The sequence below is a fragment of the Paraburkholderia sp. BL21I4N1 genome (assembly GCF_002973525.1).
Classification (GTDB): Bacteria; Pseudomonadota; Gammaproteobacteria; order Burkholderiales; family Burkholderiaceae; genus Paraburkholderia.
Genome location: NZ_PVEN01000002.1, coordinates 627,054 through 649,916 on the forward strand (window position 1 = coordinate 627,054; position 22,863 = coordinate 649,916).

18 protein-coding genes and 5 tRNA genes are annotated in these 22,863 nt (G+C 63.3%); 17 read left to right on the forward strand and 6 right to left on the reverse strand.

From position 1 onward, the window contains the following. Window position 1: 1 nt before the first annotated feature. Window positions 2-2,455 (reverse strand): glycoside hydrolase family 31 protein, encoded by a 2,454-nt coding sequence (locus B0G83_RS09190; protein ID WP_105507110.1) that lies wholly within the window; start codon window positions 2,453-2,455, stop codon window positions 2-4. Window positions 2,456-2,474: 19 nt separating this feature from the next. Continuing rightward, entirely contained in the window at window positions 2,475-3,761 is a 1,287-nt protein-coding gene (locus tag B0G83_RS09195; RefSeq protein ID WP_105507111.1) for an MFS transporter, read from the reverse strand. Window positions 3,762-4,430: 669 nt separating this feature from the next. On the opposite strand from B0G83_RS09195, the gene B0G83_RS09200 reads away from it, so the two are divergent. The 6 genes from B0G83_RS09200 (at window position 4,431) to B0G83_RS09225 (ending at window position 11,611) form a co-directional block, all read left to right on the forward strand. Then, window positions 4,431-4,778, forward strand: a complete 348-nt coding sequence (locus B0G83_RS09200) for a hypothetical protein (RefSeq protein WP_105507112.1) — start codon at window positions 4,431-4,433, stop codon at window positions 4,776-4,778. Window positions 4,779-4,944: 166 nt separating this feature from the next. After that, the gene (locus tag B0G83_RS09205) at window positions 4,945-6,972 is read left to right on the forward strand and encodes an extracellular solute-binding protein (protein WP_374954898.1); all 2,028 of its coding nucleotides are present in this window, start codon (window positions 4,945-4,947) and stop codon (window positions 6,970-6,972) included. Between the two features lie 61 nt (window positions 6,973-7,033). Next, window positions 7,034-8,071 (forward strand): microcin C ABC transporter permease YejB, encoded by a 1,038-nt coding sequence (locus B0G83_RS09210; protein WP_105507113.1) that lies wholly within the window; start codon window positions 7,034-7,036, stop codon window positions 8,069-8,071. Continuing rightward, a complete protein-coding gene (locus tag B0G83_RS09215) occupies window positions 8,071-9,177 on the forward strand; it encodes an ABC transporter permease (RefSeq protein WP_105507114.1) in 1,107 nt (368 codons plus the stop codon). Before B0G83_RS09210 ends, B0G83_RS09215 begins: the two co-directional genes overlap by 1 nt. Further along, window positions 9,174-10,808 (forward strand): ABC transporter ATP-binding protein, encoded by a 1,635-nt coding sequence (locus B0G83_RS09220; RefSeq protein WP_105507115.1) that lies wholly within the window; start codon window positions 9,174-9,176, stop codon window positions 10,806-10,808. The genes B0G83_RS09215 and B0G83_RS09220 overlap by 4 nt, the downstream gene beginning before the upstream one ends. 137 nt (window positions 10,809-10,945) lie before the next feature. After that, the gene (locus B0G83_RS09225; RefSeq protein WP_105507116.1) at window positions 10,946-11,611 is read left to right on the forward strand and encodes a C40 family peptidase; all 666 of its coding nucleotides are present in this window, start codon (window positions 10,946-10,948) and stop codon (window positions 11,609-11,611) included. 144 nt (window positions 11,612-11,755) lie between these two features. Here B0G83_RS09225 and B0G83_RS09230 read toward each other — a convergent pair whose 3' ends face one another. Next, window positions 11,756-12,715 carry a patatin-like phospholipase family protein gene (locus B0G83_RS09230; protein WP_105507217.1) on the reverse strand — a complete coding sequence of 320 codons (960 nt, stop codon included), beginning with the start codon at window positions 12,713-12,715 and terminating at the stop codon, window positions 11,756-11,758. Window positions 12,716-13,114: 399 nt separating this feature from the next. On the opposite strand from B0G83_RS09230, the gene gltX reads away from it, so the two are divergent. The 7 genes from gltX to B0G83_RS09265 all read left to right on the forward strand — a co-directional run bounded on the left by gltX (window position 13,115) and on the right by B0G83_RS09265 (window position 16,053). After that, window positions 13,115-14,524: a glutamate--tRNA ligase gene (gene gltX / locus B0G83_RS09235; RefSeq protein WP_105507117.1), complete on the forward strand. Its 1,410-nt coding sequence runs from the start codon at window positions 13,115-13,117 to the stop codon at window positions 14,522-14,524. Between the two features lie 122 nt (window positions 14,525-14,646). Further along, window positions 14,647-14,722 (forward strand) — tRNA-Ala (locus B0G83_RS09240). Window positions 14,723-14,887: 165 nt separating this feature from the next. Beyond that, window positions 14,888-14,963 (forward strand) — tRNA-Glu (locus B0G83_RS09245). A 101-nt stretch (window positions 14,964-15,064) separates the two neighbouring features. After that, window positions 15,065-15,141, forward strand: a tRNA-Asp gene (locus B0G83_RS09250). 61 nt (window positions 15,142-15,202) lie between these two features. Next, window positions 15,203-15,278: transfer RNA gene (locus B0G83_RS09255), tRNA-Glu, on the forward strand. An 81-nt stretch (window positions 15,279-15,359) separates the two neighbouring features. Next, window positions 15,360-15,436 (forward strand) — tRNA-Asp (locus tag B0G83_RS09260). 152 nt (window positions 15,437-15,588) lie between these two features. Continuing rightward, window positions 15,589-16,053, forward strand: a complete 465-nt coding sequence (locus tag B0G83_RS09265) for a GNAT family N-acetyltransferase (RefSeq protein ID WP_105507118.1) — start codon at window positions 15,589-15,591, stop codon at window positions 16,051-16,053. Between the two features lie 98 nt (window positions 16,054-16,151). Here the strand turns inward: B0G83_RS09265 and B0G83_RS09270 are convergent, their stop codons facing one another. Continuing rightward, window positions 16,152-17,003, reverse strand: a complete 852-nt coding sequence (locus B0G83_RS09270; RefSeq protein WP_105507119.1) for a helix-turn-helix domain-containing protein — start codon at window positions 17,001-17,003, stop codon at window positions 16,152-16,154. 175 nt (window positions 17,004-17,178) lie between these two features. On the opposite strand from B0G83_RS09270, the gene rraA reads away from it, so the two are divergent. Both rraA and B0G83_RS09280 read left to right on the forward strand, forming a co-directional pair. Then, window positions 17,179-17,673, forward strand: a complete 495-nt coding sequence (gene rraA, locus B0G83_RS09275) for a ribonuclease E activity regulator RraA (RefSeq protein WP_105507120.1) — start codon at window positions 17,179-17,181, stop codon at window positions 17,671-17,673. A gap of 78 nt (window positions 17,674-17,751) precedes the next feature. Then, the gene (locus B0G83_RS09280; protein WP_105507121.1) at window positions 17,752-18,153 is read left to right on the forward strand and encodes a gamma-glutamylcyclotransferase; all 402 of its coding nucleotides are present in this window, start codon (window positions 17,752-17,754) and stop codon (window positions 18,151-18,153) included. 252 nt (window positions 18,154-18,405) lie between these two features. Here the strand turns inward: B0G83_RS09280 and aceB are convergent, their stop codons facing one another. Both aceB and B0G83_RS09290 read right to left on the reverse strand, forming a co-directional pair. Continuing rightward, complete coding sequence (gene aceB, locus B0G83_RS09285; protein ID WP_105507122.1) at window positions 18,406-20,019, reverse strand: malate synthase A; 1,614 nt, start codon at window positions 20,017-20,019, stop codon at window positions 18,406-18,408. An 82-nt stretch (window positions 20,020-20,101) separates the two neighbouring features. Next, window positions 20,102-20,929, reverse strand: coding sequence for a (S)-2-haloacid dehalogenase (locus B0G83_RS09290; protein WP_105507123.1), 828 nt, complete (start codon window positions 20,927-20,929; stop codon window positions 20,102-20,104). 151 nt (window positions 20,930-21,080) lie between these two features. Here B0G83_RS09290 and B0G83_RS09295 point away from each other — a divergent pair, with 151 nt between their 5' ends. Next, complete coding sequence (locus tag B0G83_RS09295) at window positions 21,081-21,983, forward strand: LysR family transcriptional regulator (RefSeq protein WP_105507124.1); 903 nt, start codon at window positions 21,081-21,083, stop codon at window positions 21,981-21,983. A gap of 161 nt (window positions 21,984-22,144) precedes the next feature. Next, window positions 22,145-22,579 carry a universal stress protein gene (locus B0G83_RS09300; protein ID WP_105507125.1) on the forward strand — a complete coding sequence of 145 codons (435 nt, stop codon included), beginning with the start codon at window positions 22,145-22,147 and terminating at the stop codon, window positions 22,577-22,579. Window positions 22,580-22,863 lie beyond the last annotated feature (284 nt).

Below are 22,863 nucleotides of genomic sequence, written 5' to 3' on the forward strand. Positions count from 1 at the left end.
TTCAGTGCGTGCCGATTGCGAACTCATTGGGGATCGAAAACGTCACGCAACGCCAACCGTCCGCGGTGTGATCGGCCAGGAGCATCGCCTTGGTCGACGCGGCACAGACGATCGTGCGCGCTTCGCTCATCGGCACAAACAGGCGGACTTGCGACTGCGCTTGCGGCATCCACCCCTCGCGTTCGATCGCCACCTGCAGCGTGTTCGCGTCGCCGGTCAGCGTGACGTGCCAGCGGCCTTGCGCGCCGTCGCGCCATGCTTCGCTTTCGCCGTCGTCCTCGATGCAGCCGCCGCGCGTGATGCCGGCGCCGGCGGGCGGCGCGGCGATAAACGCGCGCTCATCGGCGGCGTGACCGAAGTGCTGTTCCGCGACGTTCAGCGGAATCACACAGCCTTCGCGCAGCAGCACCACCGGTTGCTCGAACGGCGCGGGTAGCGTGACCGTGCGGCCGCCGTCGAAGCGCTCGCCGCTCCAGTACGACACCCAGCGCGCGCCGTCCGGCAGATACACGTCGCGCGTGTTCTGGCCGGCTTCGACCACCGGCGCGACCAGCATCTGCGAACCGAGCATCATGTCGTCGCCATCCGCGAGGCAGCGCGGGTCGTGCGGAAACTCCGCGAACAACGGCCGCAACACCGGCTCGTACGCGCTATGCGATTGCCACAGCAATTCGTACAGATACGGAATCAGGCGGTAGCGCAGTTTGATCAGCGCGGCGACCTGCTGCGTGACTTCGGGATGCATCCACGGCTCGTTGACGGTGCCGTCGTCGTTCCATGAATGAATGCTGAAACGCGGCAGGAAAATGCCGAAAGCGACCCAGCGCGCGAACAGTTCCGGACCCGGAGCCGGACCCGAGAAACCGCCGATATCGTGACCGCTGTTCGACACGCCCGACATCGCGAGGCCGAGGCCCATCTTCAGATTGAAGCGCAGCGTTTCCCACGACGTGTAGTTGTCGCCCGACCAGGTTTGCACATATCGATGCATGCCCACGCCCCCCGCGCGCGACACGAGAAACGGCCGCCGCTCGGGCGCGTGTTCGCGCTGCGCGTCGTGCGACGCACGCATCATCAGTTGCGTTTGCAGCACTTTTGCCTGATGCGCCGGATACGCGTGGCCGAAGCCGCGCGCGATCGCGTCGGGCGACCAGATTTCGAATTCGTTGTTGTCGTTCCAAGTCGCCGCGATGCCGTGTTTCAGCAGGCTATCCTTCACGCGCGACTTCCACCACTCGATCGTGTCGGGATTGGTGAAATCCAGGTACGCGCCGACCTCGTCCCAGAACTGCACCCACGCCGGATCGCCGTCGCGCGACTCGATCAGCAGGCCGGCTTGCGCGGCTTCGTCGAACGCGGGGTGATCCTGCAGCAGGCACGGTTTGATGTTCGCGCACAGACGCACGCCGTGCTCGAGATAGCTCTGCACGAAACCGTCGATGTCGGGAAACTTCTCGTGATTCCAGTTGAACACGTAGCGCTTCGCGCCGATCGACGTATAGCCCGACGACAGATGAAACGAATCGCACAGCACGTCGTGCTCGCGGCATTGCGCGATGAACTCGCCCATGCGTTGCTGCGCGTCGGGTGCGTCGGTGTAGCTCATCGTCGAGCCGGAGTAGCCTAGACCCCATTTCGGCATCCACGCCGGCCGCCCGGTCAGCCACGTGAAGCGGCGCACGGCGTTCAAAGGCGTGCCGGCCGATGCGATGAAGTAGTAGTCGAGATCGCCGTGTTCGGCGACGAAGTGCCGATAGTGGCCGTGATAGTTGTCGAGCTCGCGGCCCATGTCGAAACGGCAGTCGGCGAGCGTGTCGTAGAACAGGCCGAACCCCGTCGATGCCGCCGGCTGCCAGGTCACGTAAAACGGAATGTGCTTGTAGAGCGGGTCGGTGCTGCGCGCGCTGTAGCCCATCGCGTCGATATTGCGCATCTCGTAGCTTTGGTTCGCGCGATCGAGCGAGCCGGCCCGCTCGCCGAGGCCCACATACATCTCGTCCTTGCGTTTCTCGATGTAGTGGTAGACGCGCTGGTCCCACCAGCCGAAGTTGTAGGCCTGGGTTCGGCGGTCGCTCATCACGCGCTGCCAGACGTCTTCATGCAGGATGTCCCACGCGCAGAAACCGCCGTCGAGCGTCACGGTCAGACGGATGCGCGCGGTTTCCACCACGAGTTGCGCGGCGTCGCCCGACACCGTGAACGGCGGCGGCGTGAAGCCGCTCAGGTCGCGGCGCTCGCGGCCTTCGAGCGCGACGTCGTCCATACCGGGCGCGATCGCCCAGCTGCGCGGACCCCGCAGCTCGCCGTCCGGTAGCACGAGCACGCGGATGATGTCTTCCGCGAGCACGAACAGCTCGATCCGGCACTGCGCTTGCGCAGTCAGAACAAGATGATTGTCGACGTGGGACGACAGCGAAAAACGCGGCGGATGTTTCAGATTCGTCAATGAACGCATGATGGGTCGTCGAGTGAGGTCAGGCGGGGGTGCCGGCACCGGTGTCGGCTTGCCGCGGACGCGCGTCGCTGGACACGCCGCGCATCAGGATGATCAGCAGCGTGGCGCCGATCAGGTCGAAGGCGCCCAGGGCGCCGAATAGGGGCGTGTAGCCGATCTTGTCGGCCAGCGCGCCGACCAGCAGCGAGAAGCCGAGGCCGCCGATCCACGCGGACATGCCGGCGAAACCGGCGACAGTACCGACTTCGCTGGGGTCGAAGACATCGGCGGCGAGCGTGTTGACGAGTGCCGAAATCATCTGGTGCGCGAAACCGCCCACGCAGAACAACGCGATCGCTTCATACGGCGACGCGACGAGACCGATGCATGCCGGCCCGAGCATCATGAACGCGCCGAGCACGACGCCCGCGATCCGCGACCAGACCAGCGGCACGCGCAGATGCTTCATCAGGAACGGCGACAGATAACCGCCGAACAGACCGCCCAGGTCGGCGGCAAGAAAGGGCAGCCATGCGAACAGCGCGATCTGCTTGAGATCCATATGACGCTGGGTGGCGAGATACAGCGGGATCCAGAAGCTGAACGTCTGCCAGGCCGGTTCGGCGAAGAAGCGCGCCTGCGCGATCGCCCAGAAGCGGCGCGTGCGCAGCACCTCGCGGATGCCGCGGCGCTGCGTCGTGGCCGGCGTCTGGCCGCTGACGATCGTTTCACGCTCCGCCTGGCCGATGCGCGGGTGATCGGTCGGCGAGCGGTACAGCAGAAACCACGCGGCGGCCCACAGAAAGCCGAGCGCGCCGGTCACCGCGAAGGCGCTTTGCCAGCCGTAGCGCAGCGACAGGAACACGACGAGCGGGGGTGCGAGCAGCGAGCCAAGCGAGGTGCCGGCGTTGAAGTAGCCGACCGCGACCGATTTCTCGCGATTGGGAAACCACTCGGCGACCACCTTCATGCCGGCGGGAATCGCGACGGCCTCGCTCAGGCCCATCAAGCCGCGCAACGCCGCGAGCGACAGCCAGCTGCCGACGAAGCCGTGCAGCACGCCCGTCAGCGACCACAGGCAGGCGAACAGCGCGAAACCGAGCCGCAAACCGATCAGGTCGATGATCAGGCCGCAGATCGGCTGCATGATCGTATAGCCGACCTGGAACGCGCCGACCACGTAGGAATATTGCTGCGTGCTCATGTGCAGCAGCTTCATCAACTCGGGCGCCATCACGCCGAGCGCGTTGCGCGACAGATAGTTGACGATCGTCCCGAGACACACGAGGGCGATGATCCACCAGCGCAAACCTATGATTGTTTTCAAAATCTGTCTCCGTACCCAGGATATCCGCCGGCTTGGTCGTTGATCTGACTGGCGTGCGCGAATTCGAACATTTTTCTTCGTTTCGTGTCAGTCATCGTATCACTTGGATGGGGTCGTGACACTAGGGGAAACCATGGTTTTTACGCTTGAATTATGAGAAATAGTCGAAAAAACAGCGATGTGGCGGAGTGTGTATTTCGTAGACGTCTGATGACGGCTGACATGGGTCGATCCATGGCAATGTTCTTTCGAACATGAAAATGTTCGTTTTTTGCGTTAGGGCGGGCGAAGCTGGCGCGCGCGGATGCGGCGCGGCGGGTCTGATCCAGGCGGACAGCCGCTGCGAGCGTCGCGCCGGTATGCGCGCGGAAGCGGTGGGGGAAGGGCGCGCGCAGGTTATCCAATATGCTTCGACATCCTACTGATTCGTGGCCCTTGCGGGCGACGTCACGCGATTGCCATCGGTCCCGGCCAATCGGTGAAGCGCGGGTGCGCGACTCGATTACAACGCCACCGTTTATTCACCAAAACCTTGTCCAATGTAACGAGACGTAACCAGGTCGCGAGGCTTGCGATGTTATGCATCAGTTATTACAAAGTTGAAATACGCGGCGCGCGGCCTTGCGCTATATTTCGGCCAACAACACACATTCATCAAAAGGGTGATCCATGAAGTCCACTCGTCTTGTTCCACTTCTGATCGGGGTTCTCGCGCTGGGTGCATCGGGTGCTGCCATGGCCGGTGGCTTTAACGTCGGGGTCAACATCGGTATTCCCGCGCCGGTCTACGTCGCGCCGGCTCCGGTCTACGCGCCGCCGCCGCCGCCGCCGCCGCCGGTCGTGTATCAACCCGCTCCCGTGTACTACGGCGGCCCGGCCATCGTGATCGGCTGGCACGGCGACCGCTACTGGGACGGCCGTCGTTACTGGGGCCGCGATGACTGGTATCGCCATCATCCGCCGGGCCGCTACGACTACGGTCGCGACCACTACGACAATCATCGCGGCTGGCATTAAGGTTTCAAGCCGCGCTTGAATCGGCCGTGGAAAAAAACCGCCTTCGGGTGGTTTTTTCGTTGGGGCTCGTGCGTTATCGGGATGTTGCGGACAGGGTGCCTTTATTGGGTAGAATTCTTCCGCATCGCCATTGCTCTTCAATGGCTCCGTTACCATCAAGGCCCCCATGACAACTGGCTCGCGACGAGTTCCGACGCCTCATGCACTTCGGTGCAGCGTGATTCAAAGACTCTCGCGTGCTGGTTTGCCGCTGATCGCGCATCGCTCGTCGCTTGCATTGCCGGATCGGGGCGCATCATACATGCCGCGCGCATGGCGCACGGCATGCGCGGCCGCGATCAGCACCGTGCTCGCGCTCTCCGGTTTGCTGATATCGCCGGTGGCGCACGCGGTCTATGCGATCGCGCAATATGGCGAGCCGAAATATCCGCCGGACTTCAAGCACTTCGACTACGTCAACCCCGACGCGCCGAAGGGCGGCACGCTGGTGCTGGCCAACCCGAGCCGCCTCACGAGCTTCGATAAATTCAATCCGTTCACGCTGCGCGGCAATCCGGCGCCGGGCGTGGATCTGATGTTCGAGAGCCTGACGATCGGCAGCAGCGACGAAGTCGCCTCCGCCTATGGACTGCTCGCCGACGACATCGCGATCGCCCCGGACGGCTTGTCGACCACCTTCCACATCAATCCGCGCGCGCGCTTTTCGAACGGCGATCCGGTCACCGCCGCCGACGTCAAGTTCTCACTCGACACGCTGAAAAGCCCGCAGGCCGCACCGCAATACGCCTCGTATTTCGGCGAGATCACGCGCGCGGTGGTGGTCGATCCGCAGACCATCCGTTTCGAGTTCCGTCAGCGCAATCGCGAGTTGCCGCTTCTCGCCGGCAGCATGCCGGTGTTCTCGCGCAAGTGGGGTGTGAAGCCCGACGGCAGCCGGATTCCGTTCGACCAGATGGCGTTCGAAAAGCCGATCGCCAGCGGACCGTACCTGATCGATCAGTACGACAACGGCCGCACCATCACCTACCGGCGCGACCCGAAGTACTGGGGCGCGGCATTGCCGGTGCGGATCGGCATGAACAACTTCGAGCGGATCGTCTACAAGCTGTATTCGGATAGCACCGCGCGGCTCGAGGCGTTCAAGGCGGGGGAGTACGACGCGCTCGTCGAATACGTCGCGCGCAATTGGGTGCGGCGCGACGTGGGCAAGAAGTTCGACAGCGGCGAACTGATCAAGCGCGAGTTTCCGCAACATAACGGCACCGGCATGCAAGGCTTCATGCTGAACCTGCGGCGGCCGCTGTTCCAGGATGTGCGGGTGCGTAAAGCGCTCGATCTCGCGCTCGATTTTCAATGGCTGAACCGCCAGTTGTTCTTCAATCAGTACACGCGTATCGACAGCTACTTCGCGAACACCGATCTGCAGGCCAAGGGCTTGCCGTCGCCGGGCGAACTGGCGCTGCTCGAACCGTGGCGCGCGAAGCTCGACCCCGCCGTGTTCGGGGTGCCGCCGAAGCAGCCGGATACCGATCCGCCCGGCTCGTTGCGCGCCAATCTGCTGCAGGCGCGCGCACTGTTGCAGCAGGCGGGGTGGACCTATCGCGACAACGCGTTGCGCAACGCCAGGGGCGAGCCGTTCCAGTTCGAGATTCTCGACGACTCCGGTTCGTCCGCGCAGATGGAGCCGATCGTCGCGACCTTCATCCGCAATCTGCAGAAGCTGGGTATTACCGCGACGTTCCGCGTGTCGGATTTCGCTGTCTACCAGAAGCGCCTCGACGCGTTCGATTTCGACACCACGACGATCCGCATGCCGGACGTGCAGGTGCCGGGTTCGGAGCAGATCGACCGCTTCGGCAGCAAGGCCGCCGACACGCAAGGTTCCGACAACGTGATCGGCTTGAAATCACCCGCCGTCGACGCGATTCTGCGTGCGCTCGTGCAGGCGCAGACGCGCGAACAATTGCTCGACGCGACTCACGCGCTCGACCGCGTGCTGATTCATGGCTACTACGTCGTGCCGCATTGGTACAGCGCGACGCATCGGGTGGCATTCAAGCGTGGCCTCGCGTGGCCGACAACCTTGCCCCTGTACTATGGCGCGGAAGGCTGGATCACGTCGATGTGGTGGTATCAGTCCGCACAAACGGACGCACAAAAACCAGTGCAGACCGCTCCGTCAACGCAGCCCTAGCCGATTGCGTCGCCACGCCGACGCGTGATCCACTCACCGTATTCGCACCGGACACACCGCCATGTGGAGCTACATCCTCAAACGCCTGCTGCTGATGATCCCGACCTTGCTCGGCGTGTTGACGCTGACCTTCGTCGTGATCCAGTTCGTTCCCGGCGGCCCGGTCGAGCAGATGCAGCACGAGCTGCGAAAGGGCGCGGAAAACGGCGCGCCGTTCGGTCTGCGCGCGCATACCGGCGTCGACGCGCAGCAGATCGCCCAACTCAGGGCGCTGTACGGCTTCGACAAACCGCCGCTCGAACGCTATGGGCTGATGCTCAAGCGCTTCTCGACCTTCGACCTCGGTCAGAGCTATTTCCGTCATCAAAGCGTGTGGTCGCTGATCGTGTCGAAGCTGCCAGTGTCGATCAGCATCGGCTTGTGGACCTTCTTCCTGACGTATCTGATATCGGTGCCGCTGGGTATCGCGAAGGCGGTGCGCAACGGCTCGCGTTTCGATATCGCGACGAGTCTGGTGGTGCTGATCGGCTACGCGATTCCCGGCTTCGTGCTGGGCGTGCTGCTGCTCGTGCTGTTCGGCGGCGGCACCTTCCTGCAGCTGTTTCCGCTGCGCAACCTCACGTCGGACAACTGGGCGCAGTTGAGCCTGGGCGGCAAGATCGTCGACTATCTGTGGCACATCACGCTGCCGATCACGGCCTCGGTGGTGGGCAGCTTTGCCGTGGTCACCATGCTCACCAAAAACGCCTTCCTCGACGAGATCCGCAAGCAATACGTGTTGACCGCGCGCGCCAAGGGGCTGTCCGAGCGGCGCGTGCTGTGGAAGCACGTGTTTCGTAACGCGTTGCTGCCGTTGATCGTCGGTTTTCCGGCAGCGTTTATCGGCGCGTTCTTCACCGGCAGTCTGCTGATCGAGACGCTTTTTTCACTCGACGGCCTCGGTCTGCTTTCGTACGAATCGGTGGTGCGGCGCGACTATCCGGTCGTACTCGGCACGTTGTATCTGTTCACGCTGATCGGTCTCGCGACCAAGCTGATTTCCGATCTTTGCTATGTGTGGGTCGATCCCCGCATCCAATTCGAACAACTGGAGCGCTGATGAATCGAGCCCGTCTTTCCACCGATGCGGCGGCGCGCACCGAACCGGCGCGCGCGTTCGTCTCGCCTTCGCCCGCGCGCCGGGTCTGGCAGCGGTTCCGCCGGCAGCGGCTGGGCTACTGGAGTCTGATTGTGTTCGTCGTCGCTTTCGCGGCGAGCCTCGCCGGTCCGCTGTGGTCGAACGACAAGCCGCTGGTGGTGCGCTACGACGGCCAGCTGTATTTCCCGATGTTCAAAACCTACGCCGAGACCACATTCGGCGGCGACTTTCCGACGCCCGCGGATTATCTCGATCCGTACGTCATGCGCCGTCTCGATGCGCCGGGCAATTTCGCGGTGTATCCGCCGAATCGCTACTACTACGACACGCTGAATTACTTCTCGAAGGCGCCGAACCCGGCGCCGCCGTCGCGCGATAACTGGCTCGGTACCGACGACCGCGGCCGCGACCTGTTCGCGCGGCTGCTGTACGGCTTTCGCGTGTCGGTGGAGTTCGGCCTGGTGCTGACGCTGATCGGCACGGTGCTCGGCATCGCGGCGGGCGCGGTGCAAGGGTTCTTCGGCGGACGCATCGATATCGTCGGGCAGCGGCTGATCGAAATCTGGAGCGCGATGCCCGAGCTTTATCTGCTGATCATCTTCTCGTCGATTTTCGAGCCGGGTTTCATTCTGCTGATCGTGCTGCTGTCGCTGTTCGGCTGGATCGGTTTGTCCGACTACGTGCGTGCGGAATTTCTACGCAATCGTCACCAGGACTATGTGCGGGCGGCGCGCGCCATGGGGCTGTCGAACTGGCAGATCATGTGGCGGCACGTGTTGCCCAACAGCTTGACGCCGGTGATCACGTTCCTGCCGTTCCGCATGAGCGGCGCGATTCTCGCGCTGACGAGCCTCGATTTTCTCGGCTTGGGCGTGCCGTCGCCGACGCCGAGCCTCGGCGAGTTACTTGCGCAAGGCAAGGCAAATCTCGACGCGTGGTGGATCTCGCTGTCCACCTTCGGCGTGCTGGTCGCGATGCTGTTGCTGCTGACTTTCATGGGCGACGCGCTGCGCAATGCGCTCGACACCCGGATCGCCGATGCGATGCGCGCCGGAGGCAATCAATGAGCGCCACGGCAAACGCACGGAACGCGCAAGCGGCTACGCCGCCGCTGCTGGAGCTCGACCATCTGCACGTCACATTCGGCGACACCGTCGCGGTCAAGGACGTCACGCTCGCCATCGCGCGCGGCGAACGGGTCGCGCTGGTCGGCGAATCGGGTTCGGGCAAGAGCGTGACCGCGCTGTCGATCCTGCGTCTGCTGAACGACGCGCAGGTGAGCGGGGCGATCCGTTTCGACGGCGAGGATCTGCTTGCTCGCAGTGAACGCGAGATGCGCGGTCTGCGCGGCTCGGACATCGCGATGATTTTTCAGGAGCCGATGACGGCGCTCAATCCGCTCTACACGGTCGGCGACCAGATTGCGGAAACCATCGTCGTGCATGACGGCGTGACGGCCAACGAAGCGCGCAAGCGCGCGGTCGCGCTGCTGGGACGTACGGGCATCGCGGAGCCGGGCAAGCGCGTGAACAGCTATCCGCATCAACTGTCTGGCGGTCAACGGCAGCGCGCGATGATTGCGATGGCGCTGGCGTGCCGCCCGCGTCTGTTGCTCGCCGACGAACCGACCACCGCGCTCGACGTGACGATCCGCGCGCAGATCGTCGAACTGCTGCTGGAATTGCAGCGCGACGAAGCGGAGAAGCGCGGCATGGCCGTGCTGCTGATTACGCACGACCTGAATCTGGTGCGTCATTTCGCGCAACGCATCGCGGTGATGGAAAAAGGCGTGCTGGTGGAGAGCGGCCCGGTCGAGCAGGTATTCGCGTCGCCGCAGCATCCGTACACCCAACGGCTGCTCGCGAGCCGGCCGGAGCGCACGGTGGTGCCGGTCCTGCCGATCGCGCCGGTGCTGCTCGAAGCGCGCGACGTCTCGGTCGATTTCAAAACGAAGCTGCCGGGCTTCAGCGGCTGGTTCCGCGCGGGACGTTTTCGCGCGGTCGCACAAGCCAGCGTGTCGGTACGGCAGGGCGAGACCTTGGGGATCGTCGGCGAATCCGGCTCGGGCAAATCGACGCTGGCGATGGCGCTGCTCGGTCTGCAGCGCACGGCGCACGGCGAGATCGAATTCCAGGGCAGGGCGCTCGGCAGTTATCGCGGCGCGGAACAGATCACGTTGCGCTCGAACATGCAAGTCGTGTTTCAGGACCCGTTCAGTTCGCTGTCGCCGCGCCAGACCATCGAGCGGATCGTCGGCGAAGGCCTCGCGCTGCACCGCCCGACCATGACGCCCGAAGCGCGGCGCGCCAAGGTGGTGGCCGTGTTGCGCGAGGTCGGCCTCGACCGCACGGTGCTGTACCGCTATCCGCATGAGTTCTCGGGCGGGCAGCGGCAACGGATCGCGATCGCGCGGGCGCTGGTGCTCGAACCGCGCATTCTGATCCTCGACGAACCGACCAGCGCGCTCGACGTGTCGATCCAGCAACAGGTGCTGAAACTACTCGCCGGGTTGCAACAGAAGTACAACCTCGGCTTCGTTTTCATCAGTCATGACCTGGCCGTGATCGGGGCCATGGCGCACCGTGTCGCGGTGATGCAAAACGGTTCGATCGTCGAAAGCGGGGGCGTTGAGCAGATTTTTGCGACGCCGTCGCACCCGTACACGCGAAAGCTGCTGAAAGCAGCGCTTGACCATTGATTTTTCACCCTTTCACCAATTGGGTGCGTGTCTCGATTGTATTTTTCTATTTGTTTTGACACGTGAATACTTACTGGCTAGTATCGACCAAACTTTTTTCCGTAGACCACTGATTTTTAGGCAAAAACTACCGACCAATGCAGCACAGAAACCTAACCCAGGCTTGCACGCGCGTCGTCGCCGGGATGTTCATTGGCGTCATGATGGCAGCAGCTCCCGGCGCGTTCGCCGACGAAGTTAGCAGTTTTAATCCGAATGCCTCATTTTCGACCCCCAGCGGGTCGAATTCTTTGTCCTCTCCGAGTTCCCAGGCCAGCACGCCGGACAGCGACGGCGGCGCCAAATCGTTCCTGTCCGGCATGGCCGGCAAAGCGGGCGACGTGGTGGTCGGCGCACTGAATATGATCGGTGTGCGCTACCGCTGGGGCGGCAACACGCCGGATTCGGGGCTCGATTGCAGCGGCTTTGTCCGCTACGTGTTCCAGGACACGCTCGGTATGGCGCTGCCGCGCCGCGCCGAAGAAATGAGCCGCGTCGGCGAGAAGGTGCGCGTCAGCGACCTCAAGCCGGGCGATCTGGTGTTCTTCAACACGATGCGCCGTTCTTTCTCGCACGTCGGCATCTATATCGGCGACAACAAGTTCGTGCATTCGCCTTCCACGGGCAGCACGATCCGCGTCGACGACATGGATAGCGGCTACTGGGAAAAGCGCTACACCGGTGCACGCCGGATCGAAACGTCCTACCAGGACGGCGAGGATCTACGTAAGCGTGTGAATGCGGCGATTGGTGGCAACAACTGATTTTGCTTTGAATTGATTGGGTGGTTGGGGTCTCGTAAAGAAGCCTGCTTCGAATGAAGCAGGCTTTTTGCGTTTGGGCGGCGGATTTGGAGCGGCGTTTGGGCGACCACCTGGGCGGCAAGGCGCCGCCCAACTGGCGCCGCGTTACCCGATCGCCTGCCCGACTGGCTTCGCCGCGGCCAGCTTGCGTTGCAACTCCGGCATCATTTTCGCCACCGCTTCCTCGCCCGCCAGAATCGCCGCGTTGCGCTGCGAAAAATCGCTGCCGCTCATGGCAGCCAGATTCGGCCGGATCACGATGTCGGCGTATTTGTCGAGTTCGTAAGCCTTGATCGACTGACCCATGATCGTGAAGGTTTGCATCAGCACGTCGAACGAACTGGACGTCTGACCGCTTTCAGGGCGCTGCGAGATATCCACCGCGATCACGAAGTCCGCGCCCATCTTGCGCGCGAACGACGCCGGCACCGGGCTCACCAGGCCGCCGTCCACATATTCATGGCCGCCGATTTTGACCGGCTCGAAGATCGACGGCACGCTGCACGACGCCCGCACCGCGATACCCGTGTTGCCGCGCTGGAACAGGATCGGCTGGCCGCTGTTGAGGTCGGTGGCGACCACGCCGAGCGGTTTGACCATCTTCTCGATCGGGCGGTTATTCAACGTGGTGTTCAGATAGTTCTGCAGCGCGATGCCTTGCAGGAAACCGCGCGTGCGAAACGGCATGGCCCAGTCGCTGATCGAGGCTTCGTCCATGGTCAGCGCCAGTTTGTTGAGCGCGAAGCCGTTCATGCCCGACGCGTACAGCGCGCCGACCACCGAGCCGGCGCTCGTGCCCGCGACCAGATCGACCTTGATGTTGCGCGCCTCGAGCGCCTTGATCACGCCGATGTGCGCGAAGCCGCGCGCGGCGCCGCCGCCCAGCGCGAGCGCGACGCGCACCGGCCGTTGGGGCTTGTCGAGCGGCGGCGTGGGCAGCGTCGGCGTGGCGGTGATCGGCGAGCCCTCGAGCTTGCTGCCGGTGGTGGTGCAGGCGGCCAGCACGGCGGAAGCGGCGGCCAGAGAGAAATTGCGGCGGGCGAGGCGAGGCGGGGTGGGTTTCAACGGGTTCTCCAGCAACGGCACGGGCGACGCAAATGGCGTGGCCTTGGGCCGCGATCAGGCGGGTAGAGTCAAACGGACGGGCTCGCCGGCGGCGATTCCATGCGCCGTGGTTCGATCTCGAATCGCGGCGCGCGCACATCATAAATCAAAGCGCCGGGCGCGCGGCGGCGCGGTAATGAAACGTTGCAGAGGGACGCTTCGGGTGGCGGGCGGCGTCGCGCCATTGGCCATTCGGACGAGGACAGGCAAGCCGATGAGCAAAGGTATAATTCTGCTCTCGTATTTATTTCCTTCGTGTTCATGCGCGGCGTCTGTCGGCCCGCATGGGCGCGGTCCGCTGCCGCGCTTCACGGGTTGGGCCCGTCAAGGCGCCGGCGCCTGTCTTCCGAGTAACCGCTAATGACCACCTCCGTTCGTACCCGTTTCGCACCGAGTCCCACCGGCTTCATCCACCTCGGCAACATTCGCTCCGCGCTCTATCCGTGGGCGTTCGCGCGCAAGATGAAAGGGACCTTCGTGCTGCGAATCGAGGATACCGACGTCGAGCGTTCCAGCACCGAAGCGGTGGACGCCATTCTCGACGGCATGCAGTGGCTCGGCCTCGACATCGACGAAGGCCCGTTCTACCAGATGCAGAACATGGACCGTTATCGCGAAGTGCTGCAGCAGATGCGTGAAGCCGGCCTCGTCTACCCGTGCTACATGTCCACGGAAGAGCTCGACGCGTTGCGCGAACGTCAGCGTGAAGCCGGTGAGAAGCCGCGCTACGACGGCACGTGGCGCCCGGAGCCGGGCAAGGTGCTGCCGGAGCCGCCGGCCGGCGTGCAGCCCGTGCTGCGCTTCCGTAATCCGCTGACCGGCGTGGTCGCATGGGACGACGCGGTGAAAGGTCATATCGAGATCTCGAACGAGGAGCTCGACGACCTGGTGGTCGCGCGTCCGGACGGCACGCCGATGTATAACTTCTGCGTGGTGGTCGACGATCTGGACATGCGCATCACGCACGTGATTCGCGGCGACGATCACGTCAACAACACGCCGCGGCAGATCAACATTCTGCGCGCGCTCGGCGCCGAACCGCCGGTGTACGCGCATTTGCCGACGGTGCTGAACGAGCAGGGCGAGAAAATGAGCAAGCGCCACGGCGCGATGAGCGTGATGGCCTATCGCGACGCCGGCTTCCTGCCGGAAGCGGTGGTCAACTATCTGGCGCGTCTCGGCTGGTCGCATGGCGACGCGGAAATTTTCTCCCGCGAGCAGTTCGTCGAATGGTTCGATCTGGAGCACCTGGGCAAGTCCCCGGCGCAGTACGACCACGACAAGCTGAGCTGGCTGAACGCGCACTACATCAAGGAAGCGGACAACGCGCGTCTCGCGGCGCTGGTCAAGCCGTTCTTCGCCGAGTTGGGTATCGACGAAGCCGCACTGGCGCAGGGCGCGGATCTGACGTCGGTGGTGGGTTTGCTGAAGGACCGCGCGTCGACGGTGAAGGAGATCGCCGAGAACGCCGCAATGTTCTATCGCACGCCGGCGCCCGAGGCCGAAGCCCTCGCTCAACACGTCACCGACGTGGTGCGTCCCGCGCTGGCCGATCTGGCAGCCGGCCTGAAGACCGCGGAATGGACCAAGGAGGCGATCGCCGCCACGCTCAAGGCCACGCTCGGCACGCATAAACTGAAGATGCCGCAACTGGCCATGCCGGTGCGTCTGCTGGTGGCCGGCACCACGCATACGCCGTCGATCGACAGCGTGCTGATGCTGTTTGGCCGTGATGTCGTCGTTGGCCGTATCGAAAAAGCGCTGGGATAAGCGCGTTCGCGCGGACCTTGAGAGGGTTTGCATGCGACTTATGAAAAAAGTCGCATGCAATTGCTCAAAGGGTCTTTACAAAGCGCAAATTGGCCTCTAGAATCTCGTTTCTGTTCTGCAAGGGGGGTATAGCTCAGCTGGGAGAGCGCTTGCATGGCATGCAAGAGGTCAGCGGTTCGATCCCGCTTACCTCCACCATCAGAGCAGAGTGAAGTTGTTCCGAAGTCTGGAACTTGTAGCAAAAAAAACTTCACAAACGGTTGTTATGTAGTTAGAATAGCGGTCTTCGCAGTTGACGAAACGAAATAACTGAGAAGTTAGCGTAAGTTAGCAGCGAGATAAAGACAGATCTGAAAAGATTATGTCCCCTTCGTCTAGAGGCCTAGGACATCACCCTTTCACGGTGAGTACAGGGGTTCGAATCCCCTAGGGGACGCCAAACATCAGCGTCGCTTTAGTGTTCGAAGTTATTCGAGTCGCAGTAAAGCAGCGCAGCTTGCAGAGAAAAAACCAACGCTCGCAAGTCAAGATGGGCAAACTGGAGTGGTAGTTCAGTTGGTTAGAATACCGGCCTGTCACGCCGGGGGTCGCGGGTTCGAGTCCCGTCCACTCCGCCAGACAAAGCCCGTTCATACAAACCTGAACGGGCTTTTTCATTAAAGGTGTAAGCAGTACGTTGTCCCCTTCGTCTAGAGGCCTAGGACATCACCCTTTCACGGTGAGTACAGGGGTTCGAATCCCCTAGGGGACGCCAAGACATCGGCGTCGTTCGGTAAGCAGTTGAACGGTGCGGTTAGCGAGTGAGCCTAGCTCATGCGCTGCGGTGCGAAAATCTGGAGCGGTAGTTCAGTTGGTTAGAATACCGGCCTGTCACGCCGGGGGTCGCGGGTTCGAGTCCCGTCCGCTCCGCCAGATTTGAGAAAGCCCACTTCGAAAGAAGTGGGCTTTTTTTATTGTGCGTCGTTCCTCGCTCCACGCCGCCTGGGTATGCTCGGGAGAAACAGCCATTGCCAGCACGCGCAGCCTGTTTTACCGTTGACCCGACTCATCTTTGCCGCCCCACCATGTTCGATCCATCCGAAGCTCCGTCACCGTTTCATCTGCGCAATGCCAGCATGGACGATTTCGAGTTCGCCGAAGCGCTGACTCGCGCCAATATGGGGGGGTACTACCGGCGGCATCATCTGGTGTGGCGGGGTGATCTGTTCCTGGGGAGTTGGCGCGAGTCGGAGAATTTCATTCTCGAGATGGGCGGCCAACCTATCGGCGTGTTGCGCATCACGCAGGAAGGCGATTCGCTGCATATCCGCGACGTGCAGATTGCCGAAGGGCATCGGCGGCTGGGAGCGGGCACCTATCTACTGGATATCTCGCATCAATGGGCACGCGAGCGCGGCTTGCACGAGTTGCAGTTGCGCGTGTTCGTCGACAATCCGGCTGCGCGGCTGTATCAACGCAAGGGTTATAAGCTGAGCGGGCCGCGTCTGGCGCAACTCGGCGCGATTCGTCATCTGGCGCGGCGGGTTTAAGGGCGTAGAGGCTGCTGAGGATTTTCTCCTTCGCACTGCATCGCACCACGTCGCATCGCACCACACCACGTTGCAGCCCACGATCTCGCATCCCGCTTCTAATCCGTCTCCCGATCTTCGTGATCGCCCGTTTCGGCGCGATGCTCCGATCCCCGTTCGATAAACGCGCGCGGACTTTCACCGAAGGCGCGCCGGAACATCGCCGAAAATGCACTCTGGCTCTGATAGCCCAATTCCAGCGCGACATGCGAAAGCGGCCGTCCCTGACTCAGTAGCGGAATCGCGCGCGCGAGAATCGCCTGCTGACGCCATTGCGAAAAACTCACGCCCAGTTCCTGCCGGAACAGTCGCGCGATCGTACGTGTACTCGCGCCCACGCTGCTGGCCCATTGTTCGAGCGACTCACCATGCGTCGGGTCCGCGAGCACCGCCTCGCACAGCGCACGCAGACGCTTTTCGTTAGGCATCGGCACGGAAAGCGGCAAGGGCTCGGAGCGCGTCAGTTCGTCGAGCGCAAGCGCGCCGAGCAACCGCTCGCGGGCCGCCGGAATGCCCGGCATATCGAGCGCGGCAATCACTTCACGTAGCAGATCGGAGACTTCGACCACGCGCGGCGTATCGAGTCCGGCGGGCACCGTGCTTTCGGTGATGTAGAGGGTGCGCAGAAACGCATCTTCGACGGCGAACACTTCGTGTTCCACATGCGGCGGCACCCAGATGGCACGCGAGGGCGGCACCATCCACGTCGTGCCGCTCGTCGCGACCCGCAGCACACCGCGCGATGCGTAGGCCACTTGGGCCCACGCGTGCGTATGACGCGCAATGCGCCAGCCTGACGACATCGGCCGCGAGCGCACACGGATCGGGTGGGTCTCGTTCGGCCGGAACTCCGGCGGAATGTCGGCGAAGCGGACGAAGCTCGCTGGAGCGAAGTCGACGGACGAAGTCATGGTGAACGCTCGATGCGGATCGTCGAGCGACGAAAGAGTCGGGGCCAACCACCGTACCTTAATGATGGCGTAACTAGCAAGCAGCGAAACCACGGCGCCCCCACCGCATTCCCCACCTTCCCCCGACCTCAAAGTTGCATAATGTCCCGATTGCCCGTCCTTCGAGGAGAACGTCATGACCTTTGCTACCGCGGACCTGTGCGACGCGCACGAAGATCAGCTGGCGCTCGGCGCCTTACGTGTGCTCGAGCCGATCTTTCATCTGTTCAGCCGCAGCGAGAGTTTCAGCGGCGAAGCGGTGACGCTCCAGGTCTTCGAAGACAATGCACTCGTGCGCGCCACGCTCGAGGAGCAGGGCGCGGGCCGGGTGCTGGTGGTCGACGGCGGCGGCAGTCTGCGGTGTGCGCTGGTCGGCGGCAACCTCGCGCAGATCGCGCAGCGTAACGGCTGGGCCGGCATCGTCGTGAACGGCTGCGTGCGCGACGCGCTGGAGTTGAACGAAGCCGAGGTCGGCGTGATGGCACTCACCACCCATCCGCGACGTTGCCAGAAGCTCGGCGGCGGCCAACGCGACGTGCCGGTGCAGTTGCCCGGCGCGCTCGTGCGTCCCGGCGAATGGATCTATGCGGACATCGACGGCGTGCTGGTTTCCAGCACGGCGCTGGACTGAACCGCGTCTGAACCAGGTCTTGAACCGCGGCTCAAACGGAACTTACCCGACCACCCATCCCAAGGAGAGCAAACGACGATGCAAACCGTCTTTGTATACGGCACGTTGCGCGCCGGAGAAGTGAACGACATCCGCGACGCCGCGGTTCGCAATGAGATTGCCTTGCCGAATCTGCTCGGCACGGCCACGGTTCGTGGCCATCTGTTCGACTTCGGCTCGTATCCGGGGCTGGTGGTCGACGAAGCGGGCGTCGACGTGATCGGCGACGTCTACGAAATCGAAGACGAACTGGTCGCGGTGCTCGACGAAATCGAAGCGGTGTACCCGGGCGTCGAAGATCGGTTCCTTGCGCGCGAGGTGATGGTGAAAGTGGACGGCAACGTCGTGAATTGCCGTTTCTATCCTGTCGCGCCGGCTGCGGTGAAGGGCTTGCCTGAGATTAAATCGGGCGATTGGATCGCGCACCGCGGCACGCGCTGAAACGACCGTTGTGCGCAGTTAGCGCGCAAAGCAAGGCGAGACGGCGCAACGCGACGCACAAGTCACCGGGCCAAAAAAACGGCCCGGCAAGCTCACGCCTGTCGGGCCGTCCGGTCGGTCAGTCTTGCGACGCAAGCCGCCTTCGCATCGCGCATGAAGCACAAGTGCCCAAGTGCACACTTGCACCGATCGCGCAAAGAGAAAGCCGGCTTGCTACCACGTCGTTCGTTGCAGACGCATCCAACGTCCGCGTCAGATTTCCTCGTACAGCGGCAGCGTCAGAAAGTCGGTGAACTGCTCCGACGTCGACATCTCCTCGAATATCTGCGCGGCGCGCTCATACGGCTTCGTATCGCCGCCCACCGACTGCTTCACATTGTCGAGTTCCTGCGCCGACAATTCACGCACCAGTTCAGCCGTCACCTTGCGGCCGTCTTCGAGCTTGCCCTTCGGCGAGCGAATCCACTGCCACACCTGCGAGCGCGAAATCTCCGCCGTGGCGGCGTCTTCCATCAGGTTGTGGATCGGCACGCAACCATTGCCCGCAAGCCATGCGCCCAGGTAGTGAATGCCGACGTTGATGTTGTTGCGCAAACCGGCTTCGGTGATTGGCGCTTCCGGACGGAAATCCGTCAGATCGGTGGCCGTGACGAGCACGTCGTCGCGTTGCTTGCTGATCTGGTTCGGCTTGTCGCCGAGCACCTTGACGAATTCTTCCATCGCGATCGGCACCAATCCCGGATGCGCAACCCAGCCGCCGTCGTAACCGTCGCCGGCATCGCGCGCCTTGTCGGAACGCACGCCGCCCATCGCCTTGTCGTTCGCGGCCGGATCGTTCTTGATCGGAATTAGCGCGCTCATGCCGCCGATCGCCGGTGCATTGCGACGATGGCAGGTCTTCAGCAGCAACAGCGCGTAAGCGCGCATGAACGGCGCCGTCATCGTGATCTGCGAACGGTCGGCGAGACAGAAGTCGCGATCGGCCTTGAACTTCTTGATCGCCGAGAAGATGTAGTCCCAGCGGCCTGCGTTCAGCCCCGAGCTGTGCTCGCGCAGCTCGTACAGAATCTCGTCCATTTCGAACGCGGCGACGATCGTTTCGATCAGCACGGTTGCGCGAATCGTGCCGCGCGGCACGCCGACGGCTTCCTGCGCGGCGAGGAAAATGTCGTTCCACAGACGCGCTTCGAGATGGCTTTCCATCTTCGGCAGATAGAAGTAGGGGCCCGAGCCGCGTGCGACCAGTTCCTTCGCGTTGTGCACCATGAACAGCGCGAAGTCGAAGATCCCGCCCGACACGCGCTTGCCGTCCACCGTCACGTGCTTCTCGTCGAGATGCCAGCCGCGCGGCCGCACGATCAGCGTGGCGACCTTGTCGTTCAGCGTGTACGACTTGCCGTTCTGTTCCAGCGAAATCGTTCGACGCACCGCGTCCTTCAGATTGATATGGCCGGTGATCTGGTTGTCCCAGCTCGGCGCATTCGAATCCTCGAAGTCGGTCATGTACGAGTCCGCGCCCGAATTCAGCGCGTTGATGATCATCTTGCGCTCGACCGGACCGGTGATTTCCACGCGGCGGCATTGCAGATCCTGCGGCAGCGGTGCGATTTTCCAGTCACCGTCGCGAACGGATTTCGTTTCCGCGAGGAAGTCGGGACGCTCGCCGGCGTCGAGACGCTTCGTGCGTTCCACGCGAGCCTGCAACAACTGCTGACGGCGCGGTTCGAACGTGCGATGCAGCGCGGCGACGAGTTCCAGCGCTTCGCGCGTGAGAATCGCTTCATAGCCCGGCTCGATCTCGGCCGTGATTGCCATGCCCTGCGGCAGCGTGAGTGAAGACTGCGACGATGACAGCGGATTCGCCATGGTTTCTCCTTGGTCGGTCAGATTGCAAAGATGCAAATGTTGAATTGCGATTGAGGTGCGTCGCGGGGTCCGGTGGAAGCCGTCATGCGCCAGGGCTGTGGCGCGTGCGGCCGCTGCCGGGGCCGCTGTGGCGGCCGGGCGACGCGAGGGTTTTCAGGAAAGCGGGCAGATCGTGCATGCCGCCGCCCGTTCCATGCGGCATGACGCCCAGTTCTTCGACGGGTGCGTTTTGCCGGTTGAGCCAGAAAGTAGTGAAGCCGAACCATGCCGCGCCGGCCACGTCCCAGCCGTTCGACGACACGAACACGAGCTCGCGCGGTTCCGCGCCGAAGGCTTGCGTGCCGAGCGTATAAGCGGCGGGCGAGGGTTTGTAGGCGCGCACGGCGTCGACGGACAAGACGTGATCGAACAGGCCCGTCATGCCGGCGCTCTTCACGGCGATGTCGAGCATTTGCGGGTTGCCGTTCGAGAGAATCGCGAGACGCAGGGGTGAGCTGGCTTCGGCACCCGTCGTGGCTGATCCGGAGGGCGCCGCGACCGCCGCGGACGACGCCGCCTCGCGCAACAGGCGCAGCGCCGGCACGGCATCGGGGAAGGCGGAGAGGCACGCGTATTCGTCCATCAGACGTTTTTCGGCCGCGCGGCTCAGCGTGAGCTGACGTTTTTTCGCGGCGAAACGCAGCGCGTCGAGCGTGATGTCCCAGAACGGCCGATAGTGCGCGCCGGCCGGATCGGCGAGCGTGCGCAGCTGCGTGTATTCGATCTGTTTTTGCCGCCATAACTGCGAAAGCGCGTCGCCATGGCCGGGAAACATCTGCTCCGCGGCAGCGATTACCGAATGCACGTCGAAAAGCGTGCCGTACGCGTCGAAAATCACTGCTTTAGGGAAAAGTGTCGTTGTGGCCGACATTGCCGTGCACTCCTGTCAGAGGTCAGGACGGATTGTATTAGTGATGCTCAGTGCTAAAAAAGAGGCTAAAGATCACTTGATCTTTTACTTTCATACACCTAATCTGACGCGCACCGACCACTTTCCCGCCTCGCTGCGGCGTTGCCCGCCTATGGACCGTTTCAAGCAGATCGAGACTTTCGTCACCGTCGCGGCCAAGGGCAGCCTGTCCGCCGCGGCGCTCGCCGAGGGCGTTGCGCCGGCGATCATCGGCCGCCGCATCGATGCGCTCGAAGAGCGGCTCGGCGTCAAGTTGCTGGTGCGCACCACGCGCAAGATCACGCTGACCTTCGAAGGCTCGGCCTTTCTCGAAGACTGCCAGCGCGTCATTCACGACATGCAGAACGCCGAAGCCAGCGTGTCGGCGGGCGGCGTCAAGGCGAGCGGCCATTTGCGGCTGTCCGCGCCGGCCGGTTTCGGGCGGCGTCACGTCGCGCCGCTCGTGCCGGCGTTCACCGTCGCGCATCCGGACGTATCGATCACGCTCGATCTGTCCGACCGGCTGGTCGATCTGGTCAACGAGGGCTTCGACTGCGCGGTGCGGCTCGGGGAGTTGCCGGATTCGTCGCTGGTGTCGCTCAAGCTCGGCGAGAACCGCCGCGTGTGCGTCGCGTCGCCGTCGTATCTGAACCGGCGCGGCGCACCGCACACGCTGGCCGATCTCGCGCATCACAACTGTCTCGCGCTCGGCGCGAGCGCCAATCAGCAGCGCGGCTGGATGTTCCAGCAGGCCGACAAGGTCGTGTCGATCAAGGTGTCCGGCACGATGGAGTGCTCGGACGGCGCGGTGCTGCACGAGTGGTGCCTGGAGGGCTATGGTCTCGCGTGGCGTTCGTGGTGGGAAGTCGGCACGGACATCGCCGCCGGGCGCCTCGTCAGCGTGCTCGATGAATTCGCCGCGCCGCCGATCGGCATTCACGCGGTGTTTCCGCAGCGCCGCCATTTGCCGCTGCGGGTCCGGCTGTTTCTCGACTTTCTCAAACATACGTACGGCCATCCCGGTTATTGGGGCTGAAGGCGCAGCGCCGGCGCCTGCAACGGGTTTCCGATATACGGACAGACCCTCGCCGGACCCATACCCTCGCTTCGGCGACCTACAATCGATTCAGGCGGCTTGCCAGCCGCGCCTCGTGGACGCTGACGCCGTGCTGCGCTGAGCCGGCGACGGAGGGCATCATGTTCAGGCACATCCTCGTTCCTACCGACGGTTCCGACCTGTCGCGCAAAGCGATCGACGGCGCGATCGATCTCGCGCAGGCCGTCGGCGCGCAAGTCACCGCTTACGCGTGTCTGCCGCAATATCCGTACTCGCCGTTTTCCGACGTGGTGGTCGAGCCGCCCTCCGAGTTCCTGCAGCGCAGCGAGCGCGAAGCGCGGGTGCATCTGCGCGAGGTCGAGCAAGCCGGACGGCGGGTCGGCGTCGCGGTGGTGAGCCGCACCAGCGTGCATCCGGCGCCGTATCTCGGCATTATCGAAGCGGCCGAGCACGGCGGTTGCGACGTGATCTTCATGGCTTCGCACGGCCGGCGCGGTCTGGGCAGTCTGCTGATCGGCAGCGAAACGCAGCGGGTGCTCACGCATACGAAGATTCCGGTGATCGTGTATCGCTAGACAAGCGCGGCGCCGGGCGACGCGCCGAAAAAAAACGCGCCGGCGATCAGGCCGGCGCGTCCACTGTTCGCCGCGCAATGCATTGCGCTGGCTTTATCTCCGCCGCTGCGAGTTTGCTCTCTCCCAGATTCCTCGGTCCCGGGGCTGACACGGCCAGAACCGTGGCGCCCCGATGACGTGCTCCCCCCTGTGACGGCCGCGCTCTGACGGCGCCGCTGGTCGTCTGATTGCCTGCCCGCGCAGGCGCGCCTGTCACGCTCCCGCGATCAGAGCGTGATCGGACC